This window comes from Bradyrhizobium sp. AZCC 2176, assembly GCF_036924645.1.
GTDB lineage: Bacteria > Pseudomonadota > Alphaproteobacteria > Rhizobiales > Xanthobacteraceae > Bradyrhizobium.
Genome location: NZ_JAZHRX010000001.1, coordinates 44,956 through 63,242 on the forward strand (window position 1 = coordinate 44,956; position 18,287 = coordinate 63,242).

Genomic DNA, 18,287 nt, shown 5'->3' on the forward strand with positions numbered 1-18,287 from the left:
CCCCCATCCAGGTGCGTTGGCCGACCAGGGCTGGGAAAGCCCGGTGAAGCCTTAGCCCGGCAAAGCTTTGGGCGGTTACGCGGCCAGCGTGTTCTCGACCAGCTTGATCCAGTAAGAGGTGCCGAACACGATCGCCTCGTCGTTGAAATTGTAGGCGGGGTGATGGAGCCCTGCGCTGTCGCCGTTGCCGCAGAAGATCAGCGCACCCGGCCGCTGCTCCAGCATGAAGGCGAAATCCTCGCCGGCCATCAGCGGTGGCATCACATGCACATTGGCATCGCCGGCGATGTCTCTGGCTGCCCGCGTCGCGACATCCGTCTGCTGGCTATGGTTGACCGTTACCGGATAGCCGTGGGTGTACTCCAGATCGATCCTGGCGCCCGTGATCTGCGCCACGCCGGCGACGACCTCGCGGACCCGCCTTTCCACCATTTTCCGCACTTCGCCGTTCAGGGTGCGGACGGTACCCTTCAGCTCAGCGGTTTGCGGAATCACATTACGGGCGCAGCCGGCGTGAAATTCGCACATCGAAATGACCGCCGATTCCAGCGGATCGACGCTGCGCGACACGATCGACTGCAGCGCCGTGATCAACTGCGCGCCGACCAGAACGGAATCGATGGATTTGTGCGGCTGTGCGGCGTGGCCACCGCGCCCCTCGATCTTGATGATGACGGCATCGCCTCCGGCCATGATCGGACCGGGCCGAAGCGCAAACGCGCCGACCGGAATGCCCGGGCCGTTATGCATGCCGTAGACCTGCTCGATGCCGAAACGGTCCATCAGCCCGTCCTTGATCATTGCGACGGCGCCCGCGCCGCCCTCTTCGGCCGGCTGGAAGATCACGACTGCATCGCCTGCGAAATTGCGGGTCTCGGCGAGATAGCGCGCCGCCCCCAGCAGCATGGCGGTGTGGCCGTCATGGCCGCAGGCATGCATCAGGCCCTTCGTTTTGGAAACGTAAGGCAGATTGGTCGCCTCCTCGATCGGCAGCGCGTCCATATCCGCCCGCAGCCCGATGACCTTCACGTCACCCGTGCCGGCGGGCCGGTTGCCCTTGATGACGCCGACGACGCCGGTGCGGCCGATACCGGTAATAACCTCGTCGCAGCCGAATTCCCGCAGACGAGCCGCCACCAATGCCGCAGTGCGGTGCACGTCGTAGAGCAGTTCCGGGTGTTGATGAATATCCCGGCGCCAGGCCTGGATATCGGGTTGGAACTCGGCGACGCGGTTGACAATGGGCATGGAGATAACAGGCTTTCCGGGGTTGAATGCTTCTGCTCCTGTAGCATGCAAGGGACGGTCCAACCAACGCACCGCGCGGTCTCCCCGCCCAGCCGTCAGGGCCGGGCTTGTCCCGGCCAGCCGCGTCTGACTAATAGGCGAAAAGACGTGGATGCCCGGCACATCTGGCGCGAAGACGCGCTTCGCGCTTTTGCCCGGGCATGACGATAACTGACGAACGGGCGGATAATGCCGAAGCGGCTTGAAGGTGATTTCGACTATATCGTGGTTGGCGCAGGGACAGCCGGCTGCATCATGGCCAACCGGCTGTCGGCCGATCCGAAAAACCGCGTGCTGCTGCTGGAAGCCGGCGGCAACGACAACTGGATCTGGTTTCACATCCCGGTCGGCTATCTCTTTGCGATCGGCAATCCCCGTTCGGACTGGATGTTCAGGACCGAGCCGGAGCCCGGGCTCAATGGCCGGTCGCTCGCCTATCCCCGCGGCAAGGTGATCGGCGGCTCCTCCGCCATCAACGCCATGATCTCGATGCGGGGGCAGGCAGCCGATTACGACCACTGGCGGCAACTCGGCCTGGCCGGCTGGGGCTATGACGACGTGCGGCCGCTGTTCAAGCGGCTCGAGGACCATTTCCTCGGGGAAAGCGAACATCACGGCACCGGCGGCGGCTGGCGCATCGAGGCGCCGCGGCTATCCTGGGCCATTCTCGACGCGGTCGGCGACGCCGCCGAGGAAATGGGCATCAAGCGCATTGCCGATTTCAACACCGGCGACAATGAGGGCGTGAGCTATTTCCACGTCAACCAGAAGCGCGGCCGGCGCTGGTCTTCGGCGCGCGGTTTCCTCAAGCCGGTGCTGAACCGCAGCAATTTGCGGCTGGAAAAGAACGTGCTGGTCGACCGGCTCATCGTCGAGAACCGCCGTGCGGTCGGCGTGCGCTTCCAGCAAGGCAATGAAGTGGTCGAGGCCCGCACCAAGGGCGAAGTGGTTTTGTGCGCGGGATCAATTGGATCGACGCAGGTGCTGCACCGGTCCGGCATCGGGCCGGCCGACTGGCTGTCGCCGCTCGGCATCGATGTCGTGCTCGACAGACCGGGCGTCGGGCGCAATTTGCAGGACCATCTGCAGCAGCGCGCAATCTACAAGGTCGAGGGCGTGCGTACGCTGAACGAGACCTATTACAACCTGGTCCGGCGCGGCATGATGGGGCTCGACTACGCGTTCCGCCGCCGCGGGCCGCTGACCATGGCGCCATCGCAGCTCGGCATCTTCACCCGCTCCGATTCACGCCGCGCGCGCGCCAACATCCAGTTCCACGTGCAGCCGCTGTCGCTCGACAAGTTCGGCGATCCCCTGCATCGTTTTCCCGCCATCACCGTCAGCGCCTGCAATCTGCAGCCGACCTCGCGCGGCACCGTGCGCATCCGCTCGGCAAAGCCGGATGAGGCGCCCTCGATCGCGCCGAATTATCTCTCGACCGACGACGACCGCCAGGTCGCGGCCGACGCCATCCGCACCACGCGGCGGCTGATGAAGCAGAAGCGGCTCGAACGCTATCGCCCGCTAGAATACCTGCCCGGTCCCAGCGTCGGCGACGACGACGCTTCGCTGGCGAAAGCCGCCGGCGATATCGGCACCACGATCTTCCATCCGGTGGGGACGGCGAAGATGGGCATGGCGAACGATCCGATGGCGGTCGTCGACGAACGGCTGCGCTTCTACGGCATCGCCGGGCTGCGCGTGGCGGATGCGTCGGTGATGCCGACGATCACATCCGGTAACACCAATACGCCTACCGCGATGATCGCGGAGAAAGGTGCTGCAATGATTCTGGAGGATGCGCGCTGACGTGCGAGCGAACAAGTCCAGGGTGCGACCAAGTAGGCCAACCTCGCCGACTGCAGCCAACCAATGAGACCCAGAGCTGACACCGCACTCGCACGGACGGGAACGGCCGAACGCGAAGCGATGGTCCAACGCGCCGATCCGTCAATCGACATCGATCCCGTCGTAGAGGCTCAGGCTGCCGCGGCCGGCAGGCTGGTTATTTCGCCGCGCGCCGGATAGTCCTTTCCGATGACATAGTCGATCGCGCCGAGAATATCGGCGAAGTGCGGCCGCGCGAACGGCATCGTCTGTACGCTGGCGAAATAGAGCGTGTGGTCCGCACGCACCAGAAACAGCCCGGGCTCCGAAAACAAAGCCGGTTCGTCGACTCCGGCAGACGTCATTCCGCGGCCCGTCGAGACGTACAATCCCCATGCGCGAGCGATCCGGAGATCAAGGCCAAATCCCAGCCTTAGGTTCGGCAGCTTCCATTCTCGTTTGCTGCGTTCCGCGCGCTCGGCACTGTCGGATGATATCGCAACGACGCCAACGCCCCGCTTAGCGAAATCCGCCAGCTTTGCTTCCAAATCACCTAGCTGCGTCCGGCAAATCGGGCAGTGCAGACCACGGTAAAATACGACCATGGTGAAACGCTCCGGATTTTCGGCGGCAATATCGAAACGCCCGCCACCAACCAGGCTTACCGTAAGAGTCGGAACGAGCTGGCGCGGAACAAGCGGCTTGATGTCAGTCATCGGTCGGCTCCATTGCTTCTCAGCCCGCAAATAGGCAGGCCCCCCTGCATTTGGAATCCGCCATCGATCACGCTCAGGTGAACGAACAGCGCTGGTCGTTGCGCACGACGCTGCAACCGACGATCACCACGGACAATACCGACACGCCGATGGCGATGATCGCCGAGAAGAGAGCCGCCTGCCTCGCTTCATGTCTCACCACCGAGACTTTGTCTCGCGACGAGTGAGACATGCGCCCTGCGCGCCACCCCCGGCGGTGGGCCATGCGCCCAACAAAACCGGCCATTTCAGCGACAATTGAGCCCGATCCCGGCTGGCACACCGCTTGCTCCATTGCCGGAACCGCGCATCAAGACGCGTCCGCACGCAAGTAGACACTATCGAGGAGAAACGCCATGGAGATCGGATATTTCACGATGCCTTCGCATCCGCCGGAGTGCGGGTTGAAGGAAGGGCAGGACTGGGACCTCCAGGTCCTGCGCTGGCTCGACGAACTCGGCTATCAGGAAGCCTGGATCGGCGAACATCACACCGCGCCCTGGGAGCCCCACCCCGCGCCGGACCTGTTGATCGCGCAGGCCCTGCTGCAGACCAAGAACATCCGCATCGGTCCCGGCGGATTCCTGCTGCCCTATCATCATCCCGCCGAACTCGCCAACCGCGTCGCGATGCTCGATCATCTCTCCGAGGGAAGGCTGAATTTCGGCGTCGCGGCCAGCGGCCTGCCGAGCGACTGGGCGATGTTCAATGTCGACGGCATGAGCGGCCAGAACCGCGACATGACGCGGGAGGCGCTGGAGATCATCCTGAAGCTCTGGAGCGAGCCCGCGCCCTTTACCCACAAGGGCAAGTTCTGGACAGTGACGAAGCCGGACACGATGTTCGATTTTCTCAAGCCCCACATCAAGCCGGTGCAGGCCCCGCACCCGCCGATCGGGGTCGCCGGGCTCTCCAAGAACTCGGATACGCTAAAACTTGCCGGCGAGCGCGGTTTCATCCCGATGAGCCTCAACCTCAATCCGGCCTATGTCGGCAGCCATTGGGACTCGGTGGAAGCGGGTGCCGCGAAAGCCGGACGCAAGCCGAACCGGCAGGACTGGCGGCTGGTGCGCGAGGTGTTCGTCGCCGATACCGACGAGGAAGCCTGGAAGCTCTCGGCCGGCGACATGATGGGCCGGATGATGGGCGAGTACTTCCTGCCGCTGCTCGGGCATTTCGGTTTCAAGGATTATTTGAAGCACGCGCCTGATGTACCGGATAGCGACGTGACGGTCGACTATTGCGCCCGCCGCAACTGGATCGTCGGCTCGCCTGCCACCGTCGCCGAAAAGATCGAGACCATCTATCAGGAGGTCGGCGGCTTCGGCGTGCTGCTGGTGTTCGGCTTCGACTACAAGCACAAGCCCGAGGCATGGCGCCATTCGCTCGAGCTGTTGCGACATGAGGTGATGCCGCGGCTGAAACATCTCGGCGCCGATCGCATCAAGGCGGCGTGACAGCGAAAACAGCGGGTGCGGGACGATTGTTTCGCACCCGCTGGTCTGCGTTTGATCACAACCGTCAGCATCATCTCTGGAATCGAGGCATGAACATCGACGCGCCAAGTTTCAAGCAGGCCATGCGCGAATGTGCCGGCGCCGTTGCGCTGGTGACGGTGGGCACGGCGCCAGGGCAGCGCACCGGTCTGACGGTGACATCCGCCTGTTCGCTGTCCGACAAGCCTCCGTCGCTGCTTGCCTGCGTCAACCGCAATGCGAGCGCGCATGCGCGTATCTGCGAGGAGCGCGCCTTCGCGGTCAACTTCCTGCATGAGGAGCACGCGCTGCTGGCGCTGACCTTCAGCGGGCAGAAGGGCATCAACGGCGACGACCGCTTCGCCTTCGGGCGCTGGATCACCGGCGTCACCGGCACACCGATCCTGGAAGATGCCGTTGCCGCCTTCGACTGCGTGCTGACGCAGGAATTCGAAACAGCAACCCATTCGATCTTCATAGGTGAGGTACGAAACGTGTCCGTGTCCGCGCAGAATACGCCCCTGCTCTATCTCCGCGGAAGCTTTCACGGCGCGCACGAGATCAGGGATGCGCTCTCGCTCGGCGATGTCGATGCGAGGCGGCTGAGCTGGAGCGATTTTTCCTGACGCCCGCCCCGTGATCTCTGAGATTAACCCCAGACCGGACATGACGCGGACAATCGCGGTTGCGATTGACCCTGAAGAAAAACAAGAGCCCCGCCGAAGCGGGGCTCAGGGTGATCTCAATACTTGCGACCTGAACCGCCCTGATCAGACTGGCTCTTGGTCGCAGGTGCCGGCGCATTGTTGTTCTGGTTGGTCTGTCCGGACGGCTGGTTGGAGCTCGGCTGATTGCCGCCTCGCGCCGGGGCCTGTCCAGTCGTCTGACCAGCCGGAGGCTTTTGCGTGCCGGCCTGGCCGGTAGTTGCCGGCTGGTTTTGTCCAGCCTGACCGGTTGTCGCAGGCTCGTTCTGCCGGGCAGGCGCATTAGCCTGACCGGTGTTCTGGCCGGTCGCGTTCTGCTGCGCCGATGGCTGCTGGCCGGCCGTCGTCGGCTGGTTCTGAGTGGCACTTATCTTGTTGGACACTCCGAGCGCGGCAACAGTGCGTGTATCAATCGTGCCGCTGGCCTGCAGGCCCTGCTGCCGCTGGAAGACCATCAAAGCCTCGCGCGTCCGGACGCTGAACACACCATCCGCTCTGCCAGTCAGCAAACCGCGCTGGATAAGCACCCGCTGCACCACGCGGATTTCGTCGGGGCTGAGATCGAGCGCGGCGACGCTGCCACCGCCGATGCGGCCACGACCCGTGAACCGCGTCCTCGGTCCGGCCGGGATAACGTCCACGATCCTCCGGCCCCGATCCACGAACACGATCTCGTCCTCCACGACGAAGAAGCTGTAGTCGCGGTAGTCCGGGAACGTGTCGATCAATACGGGAAATGCCGTGACTGACACGAAGGAGACATGCCGCGGCACCACGACGCCCGTGTTGATCCGGAAGTTGATCGAACTGGCGTTGACCCGCGCGACGTTGCGCGAGCTGAGCACCGACTGCTGCAGCGTTGTCTGCTGTTGCGCAGTCACTGACACGCGGCCCGACATGCTCTGGGCGGCCGCGCCCTGGTTTTGTGCAGGCGCATTGGCCTGTCCCTGGGTGTTGGCGCCGGTCGTTGCGCCCTGACCTTGCTGCGCCTGACCTTGGGAAGGAGCGCTTGGCCTGGTGTTGGCGCCGGTCGTCGTACCCGGCCTTGCATTCGGACGCTCCGTTGCCGCACCGGTCTGGTCACGGCGCTGCTGGGTTGTCTCTGCGGTTGCCGGCTTCTGCTTTTGCTGCGCCTTTTGTTCGGACTGACGCGTCTGGTCGCGCTCGCCACGGCCTTGCCCCACGGTCTGGTCCTTTTGCCTGCCATGGGACTGGTCCTGCGCCTTTCGTTCGGACTGACGCAGTTGATCGCGCTCGCCACGGCCTTGCCCCACGGTCTGATCCTTTTGCCCGCGCTGCGACCGATCCGCGCCGATCTGTCGCTCGCCCCTGTCCATCGCGCGGCCGCCCTCTCTCATTCCTTCGCTACGCTGTGCGCGCGATGGCGCAACAGCAGGGCTTTCCACGCGGCCGCCTGCTCGGCCTTGCGTCATCCCTTCACTGCGGGATGCGCCGCCTGCGCCCTGCGAAATTCCACCTCCCGACTGCCTCTGTTCGGCGGCACCGCCGCCAGCTCCTCCGCCGGCACCCATTCCACCACCGCCGCCACCATCGCGCATGCCTTGTGCCGCCGCCAGACTGACGCCGGCGAGCAGCGCTGCTGTGGTCAGCAGGAACCTGCTCTTGCTAATGCTGTGCATGTGGAACCTCCTCCGTTTGCTCGCAGCATTTTTTCGACGCGGCACTTTCGAACGGCGCAGTTCAAGGCTCCGTTATGAGTGACGGACCTGCTGCAAACGAGCGCTCGTCCGAGTTTCCGATCTGCTGGGAAAACGAAAGCCCGTTGCCATTCGTTCCCATTCACGCCTGTTGCGTCAGCGGGACACAGACGGGTTCCGGTGCGAAACTGGGCTGCGCTGGCCGCCACGCCGAGGCGACCACGGTCGACGTCGAATTTTTGGGGTCATGCTCTAGCGCTAGTGCGGATCGATCTTCAGCAGCTTGATCTTGCGGTAGAGCGTGGCGCGGCTGACATGCAGCGCCCGCGCGGCATCAGTGACGCGCCCGCCATGGCGGCGCAGCGCTTCGGTGATTTCTGCGCGTTCGGCCGCAGCGGAATCAGGCTGCGCGGCGCAGCCGCCGAACGGCGGCAGATCGAGATCGGCATCCGTGATGACGCCGTCCTCGGCCGTGCAGCCGGCGAGCCGCAACGCGTGGCGTAGCTGCCGCATGTTTCCTGGGAACGGATAGGCCAGCAGCATCGACCACGCCGCGGGCGCAAGCCGGCAATCCGGCGCCTCCTCGCCTGCGATCAGCGCGATCAGGTCGGACCTGTCGGCGCGCTCGCGCAACGCGGGCAGCCTGATTTCCAGGCCCCGCAGCCTGTAGTAGAGGTCGGCGCGAAAGCTGCCGGCCTCCGCCATGCGGCCGAGATCGCGATGGGTTGCGCTGATGAGGCGGATGTCGACGGCCACCGGCTTCAGCGCCCCGAGCGGCCAGACCTCGCGATTTTCCAGGACGCGCAACAGGCGCGTTTGCAGCGCTATCGGCATGTCGCCGATCTCGTCGAGGAACAACGTTCCGCCGTCGGCCTGTACAATCAGGCCTTTCGATCCGTCGCGCCGTGCGCCGGTGAAAGCGCCGGCTTCATAACCGAACAATTCGGCATCGATCAGGCTTTCCGGCATCGCCGCGCAATTGAGCGCCACATAGTTTTGCCGCGCACGACTGCTCGAAGCATGAATGGCGCGCGCGAACACGTCCTTGCCAACGCCGGTCTCGCCGCGCAGCAGGATCGGTAGATTGTGATCGCCGATGCTCTTCAAGCGGTTCACGCCCCTGACCAGCACCGGATCACTGCCGGCGAGCTGGTTCAGGCGGTCAAACCGGCCTGCCGGGACTTCGGGGCGCCGTGCCGGTGGAAGTTTTGTCGGTTTCGCGCGCAGCGGCGGCGCAACGTGCCCTTCTCCCAACGGGCTGCCGTCGTCGGCACGATGAAGGTTGACACGGCCGTCCGCCATGCTTGCGGCTTGATTATCGAACCTGACGACATCGGACAATGCGATGCCGGATTCGAGCAGGCCGTCGGTCAGCGTCAGCATCGATCGCGCCGACCGGCAGGCGCCGACCACCCGCCGGTCGTCGTCATAGGCAATCAGGCCGCTGCCGCCTTCGCCCGGCACCGTCGCAATCCAGGCGTTGCGAAAACGCCGGCGGAAGATCGACCGCTCGATCCGGCGCGTGGCGTCCATGGTGACCGCCAGTGCGAGCTGGTGCGCGGCGCGGCTGAGGTCGTCGCGGCAGGACGTGATGTTGACCGCGCCGGCGAGGCGGCCGCCATGATCGAACAGCGGCGCCACCGCGCAACTGAAGATGCCCCATTGCTCGCGAAAATGTTCATCACGATGCACCAGGATCGGCTTCTGCTCGGCGAGCGCGGTGCCGAGCCCGTTGGTCCCCTCAAACGACTCCGAAAAATTCGACCCCGTGTAGACCTTCCATTGCAGGAACATCCGGTCATCGGTGCCGCCGGGAAGGCGGCTGATCAACATGGTCGCGTTGGGATCGGCCAGGTTGACGCAATATCCGGCGTCGCGCAGCACACGCGCGAGGTCCTCCAGTTCGGGGACCGCGGCCCGGATCAATTCCTCCATCGGTTCGGCGACGTGTCTGACTTCGGCTTCAGTGAATGTCTGCGGTGGCCCGCGGCGGGCGGGATCGAGCTTGTGATCGATCAGGCAGCGCCGCCAGGAGTTCGCGATCCGCGAACCATTATCGATGTCGGCCACCTGATCGGCGACGGACAAAACGCGGGCGACATGGTTCGAGGCCGAAAGGCTGGCCATGCGGACGTCTCCACCCCTGTAGTGCTCTGCAAAGTCTGGCACCGCAGGCGTGGAAGTCAATCGTCAAGCGAGACGCTGTGAGAGGCGGGCTGACCAGCCCGCATGGCGTGATGCGGTCACGGTCCCGCCCGCGACGCGGAACTGACCTGCGTCTGCAGGCGAGCCACTCGCGTTACTGCGCCCTGCGATAATGCTTTGGCGCGACTGACCGCTGCCGCAGCCGCGGTTCGGGCACAGCCTCGTTGTAATAGGCGTTGGAATTGTAATAGGCATTCGATCGATCGAACGATCGATACGCCGGCCGCCCGCCGAGCACGTCCGCGTTGGGATAAGCGAAGGAGTAGGCGCCGGGCTCCTGGATCGCGGCCTGCGCGAACACGGGTGTTGCGATCGCGGTCATCAGAAACGCGGCGGCGAGTGTCGGGATGGACCTGGTCATCGGGGACGATCCTTTTGTTATGAAGTCACTCCGTCCAATTGGGTATCGCACCGCAAAAGCGGAGAGCTGTACGATGGTTTCACCGCGATTTGAAAAGCCGTGCGCAAAAGTCCCGACGGCGTGAATGCGAAGACTATCTGCACCAGCAGATCCAGACTGCTGCAAGCCGCTACGCCTGCGGCGGAAAGCGCTCGAAGGTCGGCAGTTCGTGCGCGCGCTCCATCCAGCGAATGCGCTCTGCGGTCTGGATATGCATCATCGGCGGAACGGCATCGGGGTCGTCGTAGGTCGCGCTCTGGATGTCGACGATGCCGGGCAACACATTCGCATTGGTGTAGAAGAGACCTGTGCCGCAGTCGGCACAAAACTGCCGCCGGCCATGCTCGGAGGATTGGTAGACCTTCGGCGTCCCCTTCGTCACCTTGAGCGCGTCTTCCGCATACATCGACCAGCCGACAACAGGCGCGCCGGCGTGGCGTCTGCAATCAGCGCAGTGACACAAGGCATGAACGATGAGTTCGCCCTCGATCTCATAGCGAATCGCGCCGCAATGACAGCCGCCGGTGATGTTGACCATGCGGTTCTCCCGAAAAACGATGATGTGTAGCCCGGATCGAGCGCAGCGTAATCCGGGACATCCATCAACCAGCGGGACGCTTCCGGATTGCGCTTCGCTTCATCCGGGCTTCGAGGATTTACGCCGACTTCCTGACCGCGTTGTCGACCAGCGTCTTGCCGAGCGACCAGATCGCGCCGGGGACCTTGTGGCTGGCGGCGATGACGTCGTCGAACGACTTTTCGATCCAGGCGCAATCTTCTTCCGTGACCACGAGCGGCGGCAGCAGCTTGATGGTGTGGCTGCCGTGGCCGGAGACCTGCGTCAGGATCTTGTGATCCTTGAACAGCGGCACGGTGATGAGCTGGCAGAACAGGCCTTTATTCGCAGTCTCCAGCAGATTCCAGGAAGCCTTCAGCCGCAACGATTTCGGCGGACCGAACTCGATGCCGATCATCAACCCCTTGCCGCGTACTTCCTTCAGCAGTTCATAGCCGGGCACCATCCGCGTGAGCGCGAGGCGAAGCTCGGCGCCGCGCTTGGCGGCCTGCTCGACCAGCTTTTCCTGCTTGATCACATCAAGCGTTGCGATGCCGGCGGCCATCGCCAGATCGTTCTTCGCAAAGGTCGAGCCGTGCACGACCGCGCGGTCCATCTGGTTGAAGATTTTGTCGAAGATCGACTTGCGCGTCAGCAGCGCGCCGACCGGGACGTGGCCGCCCGACAGCGCCTTCGACAGCAGCACCATGTCCGGCTCGACATTCCAGTGCTCGACCGCGAGGAATTTTCCGGTGCGACCGATGCCGGTCTGGATTTCGTCGGCGATGAAGATAGAGCCGTATTTCTTGCAGAGCGCGGCGACGCCCGGCAGGAACTCATCCGTGGGCAGGTTGACGCCCTTGCCCTGGATCGGCTCGACGATGAAGGCCGCGACCTGGCGCGAGGACAGCGCCTGCTCCAGCGCGGCGAGATCGTTGAACGGAATCTGCGTGCATCCCGGCAGCAGCGGTTCGAATCCGCTACGGAAGTTCGCATCGTCCATCAGCGAGAGCGCGCCGTAGGACAGGCCGTGGAAGGAATGCGAGCAGGAGACGATGCCGGGGCGGCCGGTCGCGCCGCGCGCGAACTTGATCGCGGCCTCGACGGTCTCGGCGCCGGAATTGGCGAAGAACACCTTGTCCAGATATGGAACATGTTCGAGCAGGCGTTCCGCCAGCACGCCGGCGAGCGTCGAGACGTCAAGCTGCACCAGATTGGGAAAATCGCTGTCGAGCACGCTCTTGAGCGCCTCGCGCAGCGCCGGATGATTGCGGCCAATCGCAAAAACGCCAAATCCGCTGAGTAGATCAAGATAGCGGGCCCCATCGCGATCGAACAGGTATTGACCTTGACCCTTCTGAAAGCCCACATCGTAGCCGATGGTCTTCAGCACCCGGACGAGCTGTTCGTTCAGGTGGCGCGCATGCAGGGAACTGCGCTGCGCCTGCCGCTCAACAAACAGCTCGGAAACATCTAGATATGAATCTGGCATTGGCTACATACGTCGGTTGATGGCCGTTTCGTCAACTGAAAACACTCAATGCGGCGTTTTGACCCCCGCTTTGGATCATCTACTTAAACACAGGTCTGAACCATGTTGCACTGCCCAAGAACGATCGCGCGCACAATAGTTTATTCGGGAGTTTTTTTAGCCACAGGTCTTAATGCGGCGCTTGCCGCCGATCCCACCGGTGACTGGAAAGTGGCCGACGGTGTGGCCAACATTCGCGTCGCTCAATGCAACGGCAATATGTGGGGCGTCGTCGCCTGGGAAAAGACGCCGGGCGGCAAGGACAAGAATAATCCCGATGCCGCCAAGCAGAGCCGGCCGACCTTGGGCATGCCGATCCTGATCGACATGAAGAAAAAGCCCGGCGTCGATGCCTGGGAAGGCCAAGTCTACAATGCCAAGGACGGACAGCTCTACAGCTCGACGATCAAGCCTGCCGGCACCGACCAACTCGAGATTCAAGGCTGCGTGCTGGGCTTCCTCTGCGGCGGAGAGACCTGGACGCGTGTCGGACCGCCGATTCCCTCGAGCCCTGCCAACAGCATGGCCAAGGGCGCGCCGAAGGGGCCGGCCGGCGCTCCGCCCAAAACCGCCGCGCCAGCACCCGCACCGTCGGCGCCGAAGACCACGGGTGCAGTGAATCCGGCGCCGGCGCCGAAAGCCGCGCCCGGTCAGAAGCAGGCGGCAGCCGCCCAGCCCGCCGATATCGGCGATATCTGCCTACTTCCCGACATCGCGCGGTTTGCCCATTAGCGCCGGCTGGAACAGCAGCACCGCGGCAAGCGTGATGACAAATGACAGCGCCAGCAATTTGCCCATGCTGGCGGTGCCGGGATGACTGGATAGCCACAGGCTTCCGAATGCGGTCGCCGTCGTCAGCGCAGAGAAAAAGATCGCGCGCGTCAGGCTCGACTGCAGCAGATTCGTTCTGCCCTCACGCCAGGCCGTCACGTAATAGATCTTGAAGGCGACGCCGACGCCGAGCAGCAGCGGCAATGCGACGATGTTGGCGAAGTTGAGCGGCAGCTCGATCAGCACGCAGAGTTCCAGCGTCACCGCGCCGGCCACCAGCAACGGCACCATCGTCATCAGCACGTCGGTGATCCGCCGCAGCGTCAGCCAGAGCAACAGGCTGATCACCAGAAGCGCCCAGATGCCGGCATGGATGAACGCCTTCACGATGGTATCGCCGGATTTGAGGATCGACACCGGCCCGCCGATCGCATTCGGCTCGGCGGCCAGCACCGCGTCGGCAAAGCGGCGCAGGTTGTCATTGTCGTTGGGGTCGCCCTTCGGGAGCGCCTCGACGCGGATCAACCCGTCCTTCGACTTCCAGCTATTCAACAGCTCCGGCGGCAGCGTCTTCAACGTGACAGGGCCTGCCTGCATCGTGTTCCTGAGCTGATCGAACACGATCTTGAGCGGAGTAACGAAGATGTTCTGCGCCTTGTCGCGCGTCGCCCGGTTGCTGCCGGCAAGTTTCGACAGCGCATCCGCCAGCCTTCGCGAGGCAACCGCGCCCGGCCCCTTGCCGTCGCCGGCGGTTCTGCGCAGGCTGTCGACCGAACTCTTCAGCGCATCGACATTCTCCTCATCGGTGGGCGCCGCATCGACAGAATCGGGATTGAGCGCAGGCCCCACCACCCTCGCCGCCTTCCCGATCAGTTGCAGCTTCGCCGGCTGATCCTCCGGCACGAAACTGTCGATCGACATCACGCGCAGGACTTCCGGCAGCTTTTCCAGCCGCGCCTCGATCTTCTTCGCTTCCGCTTCCGAATTGGTCAGCACGTTGATGGCGTTGGCGCCGGTGTTGGGGTCTTTGCGCAGGTCGAGGAAGGTCGCGATCGACTCAGCCTTCGGATTACGCAGGTTGATCGGGTTGAAGTCGAATTTCATGAAATAGAGCAGCGGCAGGCCGGCCACGACCAGCAGCAGCGTGCCAACGACGATGATGACGCGATGCCGTTCGAGGAATTCGTCCACCGGCGCCAGGAACGCGTAGCCGACCGCCTCGCTTTCGCCGGGCGGGTGAAGCAGCTTCAGCATGGCCGGCAGGGCGGTGATGCTGGTGATGAACGCGATCAGCATGCCGGCGCCGGCGATCTTGCCGAGTTCAGAAATGCCCTTGTAGTCGGTCGGCAGGAAGCACAGGAAGCCGGCGGCGGTCGCCATCGCGGCGAGCGACAGTGGCACCGCACAGCGCCTGGCCGCGCTCTCCAGCGCCAGCGCCAGATCTTCGTTCTTGAAACGCTCGGAACGGTAGCGAACGCTGAACTGGATGCCGAAATCGACGCCGAGGCCGACGAACAGCACGGCAAAGGCGATCGACAGCAGGTTCAGCGATCCTACCATCATCAGGCCCACGGCGGTCGTCAGCGAAAGGCCGATGAACAGGTTCACGAACACCGCGAAGATGATCTTCGACGAGTGCAGCGCCAACCAGAGAATCACGAGGACGATGAGGACGGTCGCGATACCGTTGAGGATCGCGCCGTCCTGCACCGTCGAATATTCCTCGTTCGCGATCGGAACCGGGCCGGTCAGCCGCACGCGCGCGCTGTATTGGCCCGCAAAATTGAGGTCGGTCGCGGCCTGGCGGATCGCGTCGGTCGCGTCCTTGCCGGGTTCGAGCGCATTGTAGTCGAGCTTCGGCTTGAACTCGATGAAGGCGCGCCGGTCGGCGTCGGTCAAAGGCTTGTCGCTGACGAGTTCGCGCCAGGAGAACGTCGCCGTTCCCTTGTTCAGGATGTCTTCGACCGTCTGGCTGATCAGGTTGAAGGGCCGTTCGGTATTGTCGAGCTTGACCTGCCCGCGTTTGACGCCGGCAAGCCCGGTTTCGAGCGCGCCGGTCAGGCCGCGGATCGAGGGATCGCCGGCCATGATCTCGATCAGGGGGGCGGCGGCTTCGAGCTGGCCCGCGACTTTGCCGACTTCTGCCATCGGCAGGAACAGCAGCCCGTTCTTTTCGAAGAACTCACCGGAACCCAGCGGCTGCACCGATTCGAAGTGCTTGTCGCTGGCGAGTTTCGTGGCCAGCGCCTTGCTCGCGGCGCTGGCGAGCTCCGGCGTCGGCGCCTCGATCACGGCAAGAATCAGTTTTTCGCGGTCGAACGCGTGCTCGAACTGATTGTCGCGCTTGCGCCAATCGAGGTCCGGCGAAATCAGCGTGTTGATGTCGGTGTTGATGGCGAAATGCCGGGCCGCGTAATAGCACCCCCCGACCGCCAGAAGCAGCGAGACGATGACGACGAGAGTGGCAAACCGCGTACAGGTTCTGACAACGGAGACAACAATACTGGTCAGCACTTCGTTTCTTTCTAAATCTCAAGGAGAGCTGGGCGAAAAACGCCCGCTGTCTAGCGGAGTTCCCGGAGCCGATCTAATGTTGTTTTTGGTTACTTGCACGAGGGTTCAAGCGAAGCGCCAAAACCGACGGGACGGGGTGTTCGGGGCCGGTATAGCCCGTCCTAAAGGGCGATAAAGTGACGAACCGGTGAGGAACAACGGTTTGTGCAAAGCGCTTTTAGGTATCTAATTACCTGAAACTCAGTAACCATTGCGCGATGCACCTTTTCCAGCCGCACAATTTTTGACACATAGTCCTGCGCTTCCATCTACTTGGGTGGGGATTACCTACGGGTTCCGGTCATGGTGCGGATATTGCACATATCCGAATGTGACCGGCTGCACGGAGACCTTCGGGTGAATTTGCGAATTCAGTACCTGGTGCAACAAGCGTAATGGACGTCCCATGGAAGTGTATCTAGCGCAGCCCCGCGGATTTTGTGCGGGCGTCGTGCGTGCCATTGAAATCGTTGAGCGTGCGCTCGAGAAATACGGTCCGCCGGTCTATGTTCGGCACGAGATCGTGCACAACAAGTACGTGGTCGAAAGCCTAAAGGCCAAGGGCGCGATCTTCGTCGAGGACCTGTCGGAGGTTCCGCCGCTGGCGGTAACCGTGTTCAGCGCCCATGGCGTGGCCCGCAGTGTCGAGGAAGAGGCCGCCGCCCGTGGCCTGCCCGTCCTCAATGCCACCTGCCCGCTGGTCACCAAGGTCCATAACCAGGGCAAGCGGTATATGTCCAAGGGCCGCACCCTGGTACTGATCGGCCATGCCGGCCACCCCGAGGTCGAGGGCACCATGGGCCAGGTTCCAGGACCGGTTCTGCTGGTCCAGAACGTCGATGACGTGGCGGCGCTACCGCTGCCGGTCGATGCGCCGGTGGCCTATATCACCCAGACGACCCTCAGCGTGGACGACACAAAGGACATAATTGCGGCCCTTCAGGCCAAATTTACAGATATTCAAGGCCCCGACATCCGGGATATCTGCTATGCGACACAGAACCGCCAATCTGCGGTAAGGGACCTGAGCAAGCTGGTGGACGTCATCTTGGTGGTGGGGGCCGCCAATAGTTCCAACTCGAACAGGCTTCGCGAAATCGGCACCGAGGTCGGGGTCGCGAGTTATCTCATTGCCGATGGCAGTGAGCTGAACCCTGATTGGCTGAAGGATGCAAAGGCAGTCGGCATTACCGCGGGCGCATCGGCGCCCGAAGTTTTGGTCGACGACGTGATCGAGGCTTTGAGACGTATCGGACCCGTCAAGGTATCGGTGCTTCCCGGCCGGGAGGAGAATATCGAGTTCCGGCTTCCGGCCGAACTGACTACGGGCTGATCTACTTCACGATTCCAAGTCTGGGCTCCAGGCCCAGACCCAAGTCCAGAAAGAAATCTCTCAAATGGCAATACCGTTCTTCAAGGAAATGCGTATCGGCGGCTATCTGATCAAGCAGAAGCTGCTTGGCCGGAAGCGCTATCCGCTCGTGCTGATGCTGGAGCCGTTGTTCCGCTGCAACCTCGCCTGCGTCGGCTGCGGCAAGATCGACTATCCCGATGCAATCCTGAACCGCCGCATGTCGGCGCAGGAATGCTGGGATGCGGCCGACGAATGCGGCGCGCCGATGGTGGCGATCCCCGGCGGCGAGCCGCTGATTCACAAGGAGATCGGCGAGATCGTGCGCGGCCTCGTAGCGCGCAAGAAGTTCGTCTCGCTGTGCACCAACGCGCTGCTGCTGGAAAAGAAGCTCGATCTGTTCGAGCCCTCGCCGTACCTGTTCTTCTCGGTGCACCTCGACGGGTTGAAGGACCACCACGACAAGGCGGTGTCGCAGAAGGGCGTGTTCGACCGCGCGGTTTCCGCGATCAAGGCCGCCAAGGCCCGCGGCTTCACCGTCAACGTCAATGCCACCATCTTCGACGGCCACGCCGCCGAGGACATCGCAAAGTTCCTCGACTTCACCACCGAACTCGGTGTCGGCGTCTCGATGTCGCCGGGCTACGCCTATGAGCGCGCCCCGGACCAGGACCACTTCCTCAACCGCACCAAGACCAAGAAGCTGTTCCGCGACGTGTTCGCGCTCGGCAAGGGCAAGAAGTGGAATTTTATGCATTCCGGCCTGTTCCTCGACTTCCTCGCCGGTAATCAGAACTATGAATGCACGCCCTGGGGCATGCCGGCGCGCAACATCTTCGGCTGGCAAAAGCCCTGCTATCTGCTCGGCGAAGGCTACACCAAGACCTTCAAGGAATTGATGGAAACCACGGACTGGGAGACTTACGGCACCGGCAAGTACGAGAAGTGCGCCGACTGCATGGCGCATTGCGGCTACGAGCCGACCGCAGCCAACGCCGCCCTGGTCAATCCCTTGAAGGCGATGTGGGTCGCGCTGCGCGGCGTCCGCACCACGGGTCCGATGGCGCCCGAGATCGATCTCACCAAGCAGCGCCCGGCGCAGTACATCTTCTCCGAACAGGTCCAGAAGAAGCTTTCGGAAATCCGCCGCGACGAGGCCACTGCCGCTGCCGCTAAGCAGCAGGAAAAGGCCTCCACCGCTGCTTGAGCGGGAT

Annotated in this window: 15 protein-coding genes; 7 read left to right on the top strand and 8 right to left on the bottom strand. The window is 63.2% G+C overall.

Features of this window, described 5'->3' with window-relative positions; translation table 11 throughout:
• Window positions 1–75: 75 nt before the first annotated feature.
• Complete coding sequence (locus tag V1288_RS00210) at window positions 76–1,248, bottom strand: M20 aminoacylase family protein (RefSeq protein WP_334355158.1); 1,173 nt, start codon at window positions 1,246–1,248, stop codon at window positions 76–78.
• 228 nt (window positions 1,249–1,476) lie between these two features.
• Here V1288_RS00210 and V1288_RS00215 point away from each other — a divergent pair, with 228 nt between their 5' ends.
• Entirely contained in the window at window positions 1,477–3,096 is a 1,620-nt protein-coding gene (locus tag V1288_RS00215; RefSeq protein WP_334355159.1) for a GMC family oxidoreductase, read from the top strand.
• 170 nt (window positions 3,097–3,266) lie between these two features.
• Here V1288_RS00215 and V1288_RS00220 read toward each other — a convergent pair whose 3' ends face one another.
• Window positions 3,267–3,830, bottom strand: coding sequence for a peroxiredoxin-like family protein (locus V1288_RS00220; RefSeq protein WP_334355160.1), 564 nt, complete (start codon window positions 3,828–3,830; stop codon window positions 3,267–3,269).
• A 50-nt stretch (window positions 3,831–3,880) separates the two neighbouring features.
• Between V1288_RS00220 and V1288_RS00225 the strand changes: the two genes are divergently transcribed.
• The 3 genes from V1288_RS00225 to V1288_RS00235 all read left to right on the top strand — a co-directional run bounded on the left by V1288_RS00225 (window position 3,881) and on the right by V1288_RS00235 (window position 5,970).
• Window positions 3,881–4,057 carry a hypothetical protein gene (locus tag V1288_RS00225; protein ID WP_334355161.1) on the top strand — a complete coding sequence of 59 codons (177 nt, stop codon included), beginning with the start codon at window positions 3,881–3,883 and terminating at the stop codon, window positions 4,055–4,057.
• Between the two features lie 168 nt (window positions 4,058–4,225).
• Entirely contained in the window at window positions 4,226–5,326 is a 1,101-nt protein-coding gene (locus V1288_RS00230; protein ID WP_334355162.1) for an LLM class flavin-dependent oxidoreductase, read from the top strand.
• 89 nt (window positions 5,327–5,415) lie between these two features.
• Entirely contained in the window at window positions 5,416–5,970 is a 555-nt protein-coding gene (locus V1288_RS00235; protein ID WP_334355163.1) for a flavin reductase family protein, read from the top strand.
• Window positions 5,971–6,086: 116 nt separating this feature from the next.
• On the opposite strand, the gene V1288_RS00240 is transcribed toward V1288_RS00235, so the two are convergent.
• The 5 genes from V1288_RS00240 to hpnO all read right to left on the bottom strand — a co-directional run bounded on the left by V1288_RS00240 (window position 6,087) and on the right by hpnO (window position 12,359).
• A complete protein-coding gene (locus V1288_RS00240; RefSeq protein ID WP_334355164.1) occupies window positions 6,087–7,688 on the bottom strand; it encodes a peptidoglycan-binding protein in 1,602 nt (533 codons plus the stop codon).
• Window positions 7,689–7,964: 276 nt separating this feature from the next.
• Window positions 7,965–9,833 (bottom strand): sigma-54-dependent Fis family transcriptional regulator, encoded by a 1,869-nt coding sequence (locus tag V1288_RS00245; RefSeq protein ID WP_334355165.1) that lies wholly within the window; start codon window positions 9,831–9,833, stop codon window positions 7,965–7,967.
• A gap of 172 nt (window positions 9,834–10,005) precedes the next feature.
• On the bottom strand, window positions 10,006–10,272 hold the full coding sequence (locus tag V1288_RS00250; RefSeq protein WP_334355166.1) for a hypothetical protein: 267 nt from the start codon (window positions 10,270–10,272) through the stop codon (window positions 10,006–10,008).
• Window positions 10,273–10,441: 169 nt separating this feature from the next.
• Window positions 10,442–10,849, bottom strand: coding sequence for a GFA family protein (locus V1288_RS00255; protein WP_334355167.1), 408 nt, complete (start codon window positions 10,847–10,849; stop codon window positions 10,442–10,444).
• Between the two features lie 118 nt (window positions 10,850–10,967).
• Window positions 10,968–12,359, bottom strand: coding sequence for an aminobacteriohopanetriol synthase HpnO (gene hpnO / locus V1288_RS00260; protein WP_334355168.1), 1,392 nt, complete (start codon window positions 12,357–12,359; stop codon window positions 10,968–10,970).
• 102 nt (window positions 12,360–12,461) lie between these two features.
• Between hpnO and V1288_RS00265 the strand changes: the two genes are divergently transcribed.
• The gene (locus V1288_RS00265; RefSeq protein ID WP_334355169.1) at window positions 12,462–13,130 is read left to right on the top strand and encodes a DUF2147 domain-containing protein; all 669 of its coding nucleotides are present in this window, start codon (window positions 12,462–12,464) and stop codon (window positions 13,128–13,130) included.
• Here V1288_RS00265 and V1288_RS00270 read toward each other — a convergent pair.
• The gene (locus V1288_RS00270; protein ID WP_334355170.1) at window positions 13,098–15,683 is read right to left on the bottom strand and encodes an MMPL family transporter; all 2,586 of its coding nucleotides are present in this window, start codon (window positions 15,681–15,683) and stop codon (window positions 13,098–13,100) included. The two genes, V1288_RS00265 and V1288_RS00270, sit on opposite strands and share 33 nt — an antisense overlap.
• Window positions 15,684–16,128: 445 nt before the next feature.
• Here V1288_RS00270 and ispH point away from each other — a divergent pair, with 445 nt between their 5' ends.
• Complete coding sequence (gene ispH / locus V1288_RS00275; RefSeq protein ID WP_334355171.1) at window positions 16,129–17,055, top strand: 4-hydroxy-3-methylbut-2-enyl diphosphate reductase; 927 nt, start codon at window positions 16,129–16,131, stop codon at window positions 17,053–17,055.
• A 64-nt stretch (window positions 17,056–17,119) separates the two neighbouring features.
• On the top strand, window positions 17,120–18,280 hold the full coding sequence (gene hpnH / locus V1288_RS00280; RefSeq protein WP_334355172.1) for an adenosyl-hopene transferase HpnH: 1,161 nt from the start codon (window positions 17,120–17,122) through the stop codon (window positions 18,278–18,280).
• The last annotated feature ends 7 nt before the right edge of the window (window positions 18,281–18,287 follow it).

Bases quoted from the DNA above. Each gene is read 5' to 3' on its own strand.
- V1288_RS00210 (WP_334355158.1), bottom strand. From the start codon at position 1,248: ATGCCCATTGTCAACCGCGTCGCCGAGTTCCAACCCGATATCCAGGCC.
- V1288_RS00215 (WP_334355159.1), top strand. From the start codon at position 1,477: ATGCCGAAGCGGCTTGAAGGTGATTTCGACTATATCGTGGTTGGCGCA.
- V1288_RS00220 (WP_334355160.1), bottom strand. From the start codon at position 3,830: ATGACTGACATCAAGCCGCTTGTTCCGCGCCAGCTCGTTCCGACTCTT.
- V1288_RS00230 (WP_334355162.1), top strand. From the start codon at position 4,226: ATGGAGATCGGATATTTCACGATGCCTTCGCATCCGCCGGAGTGCGGG.
- V1288_RS00235 (WP_334355163.1), top strand. From the start codon at position 5,416: ATGAACATCGACGCGCCAAGTTTCAAGCAGGCCATGCGCGAATGTGCC.
- V1288_RS00240 (WP_334355164.1), bottom strand. From the start codon at position 7,688: ATGCACAGCATTAGCAAGAGCAGGTTCCTGCTGACCACAGCAGCGCTG.
- V1288_RS00245 (WP_334355165.1), bottom strand. From the start codon at position 9,833: ATGGCCAGCCTTTCGGCCTCGAACCATGTCGCCCGCGTTTTGTCCGTC.
- V1288_RS00250 (WP_334355166.1), bottom strand. From the start codon at position 10,272: ATGACCAGGTCCATCCCGACACTCGCCGCCGCGTTTCTGATGACCGCG.
- V1288_RS00255 (WP_334355167.1), bottom strand. From the start codon at position 10,849: ATGGTCAACATCACCGGCGGCTGTCATTGCGGCGCGATTCGCTATGAG.
- hpnO (WP_334355168.1), bottom strand. From the start codon at position 12,359: ATGCCAGATTCATATCTAGATGTTTCCGAGCTGTTTGTTGAGCGGCAG.
- V1288_RS00265 (WP_334355169.1), top strand. From the start codon at position 12,462: ATGTTGCACTGCCCAAGAACGATCGCGCGCACAATAGTTTATTCGGGA.
- ispH (WP_334355171.1), top strand. From the start codon at position 16,129: ATGGAAGTGTATCTAGCGCAGCCCCGCGGATTTTGTGCGGGCGTCGTG.
- hpnH (WP_334355172.1), top strand. From the start codon at position 17,120: ATGGCAATACCGTTCTTCAAGGAAATGCGTATCGGCGGCTATCTGATC.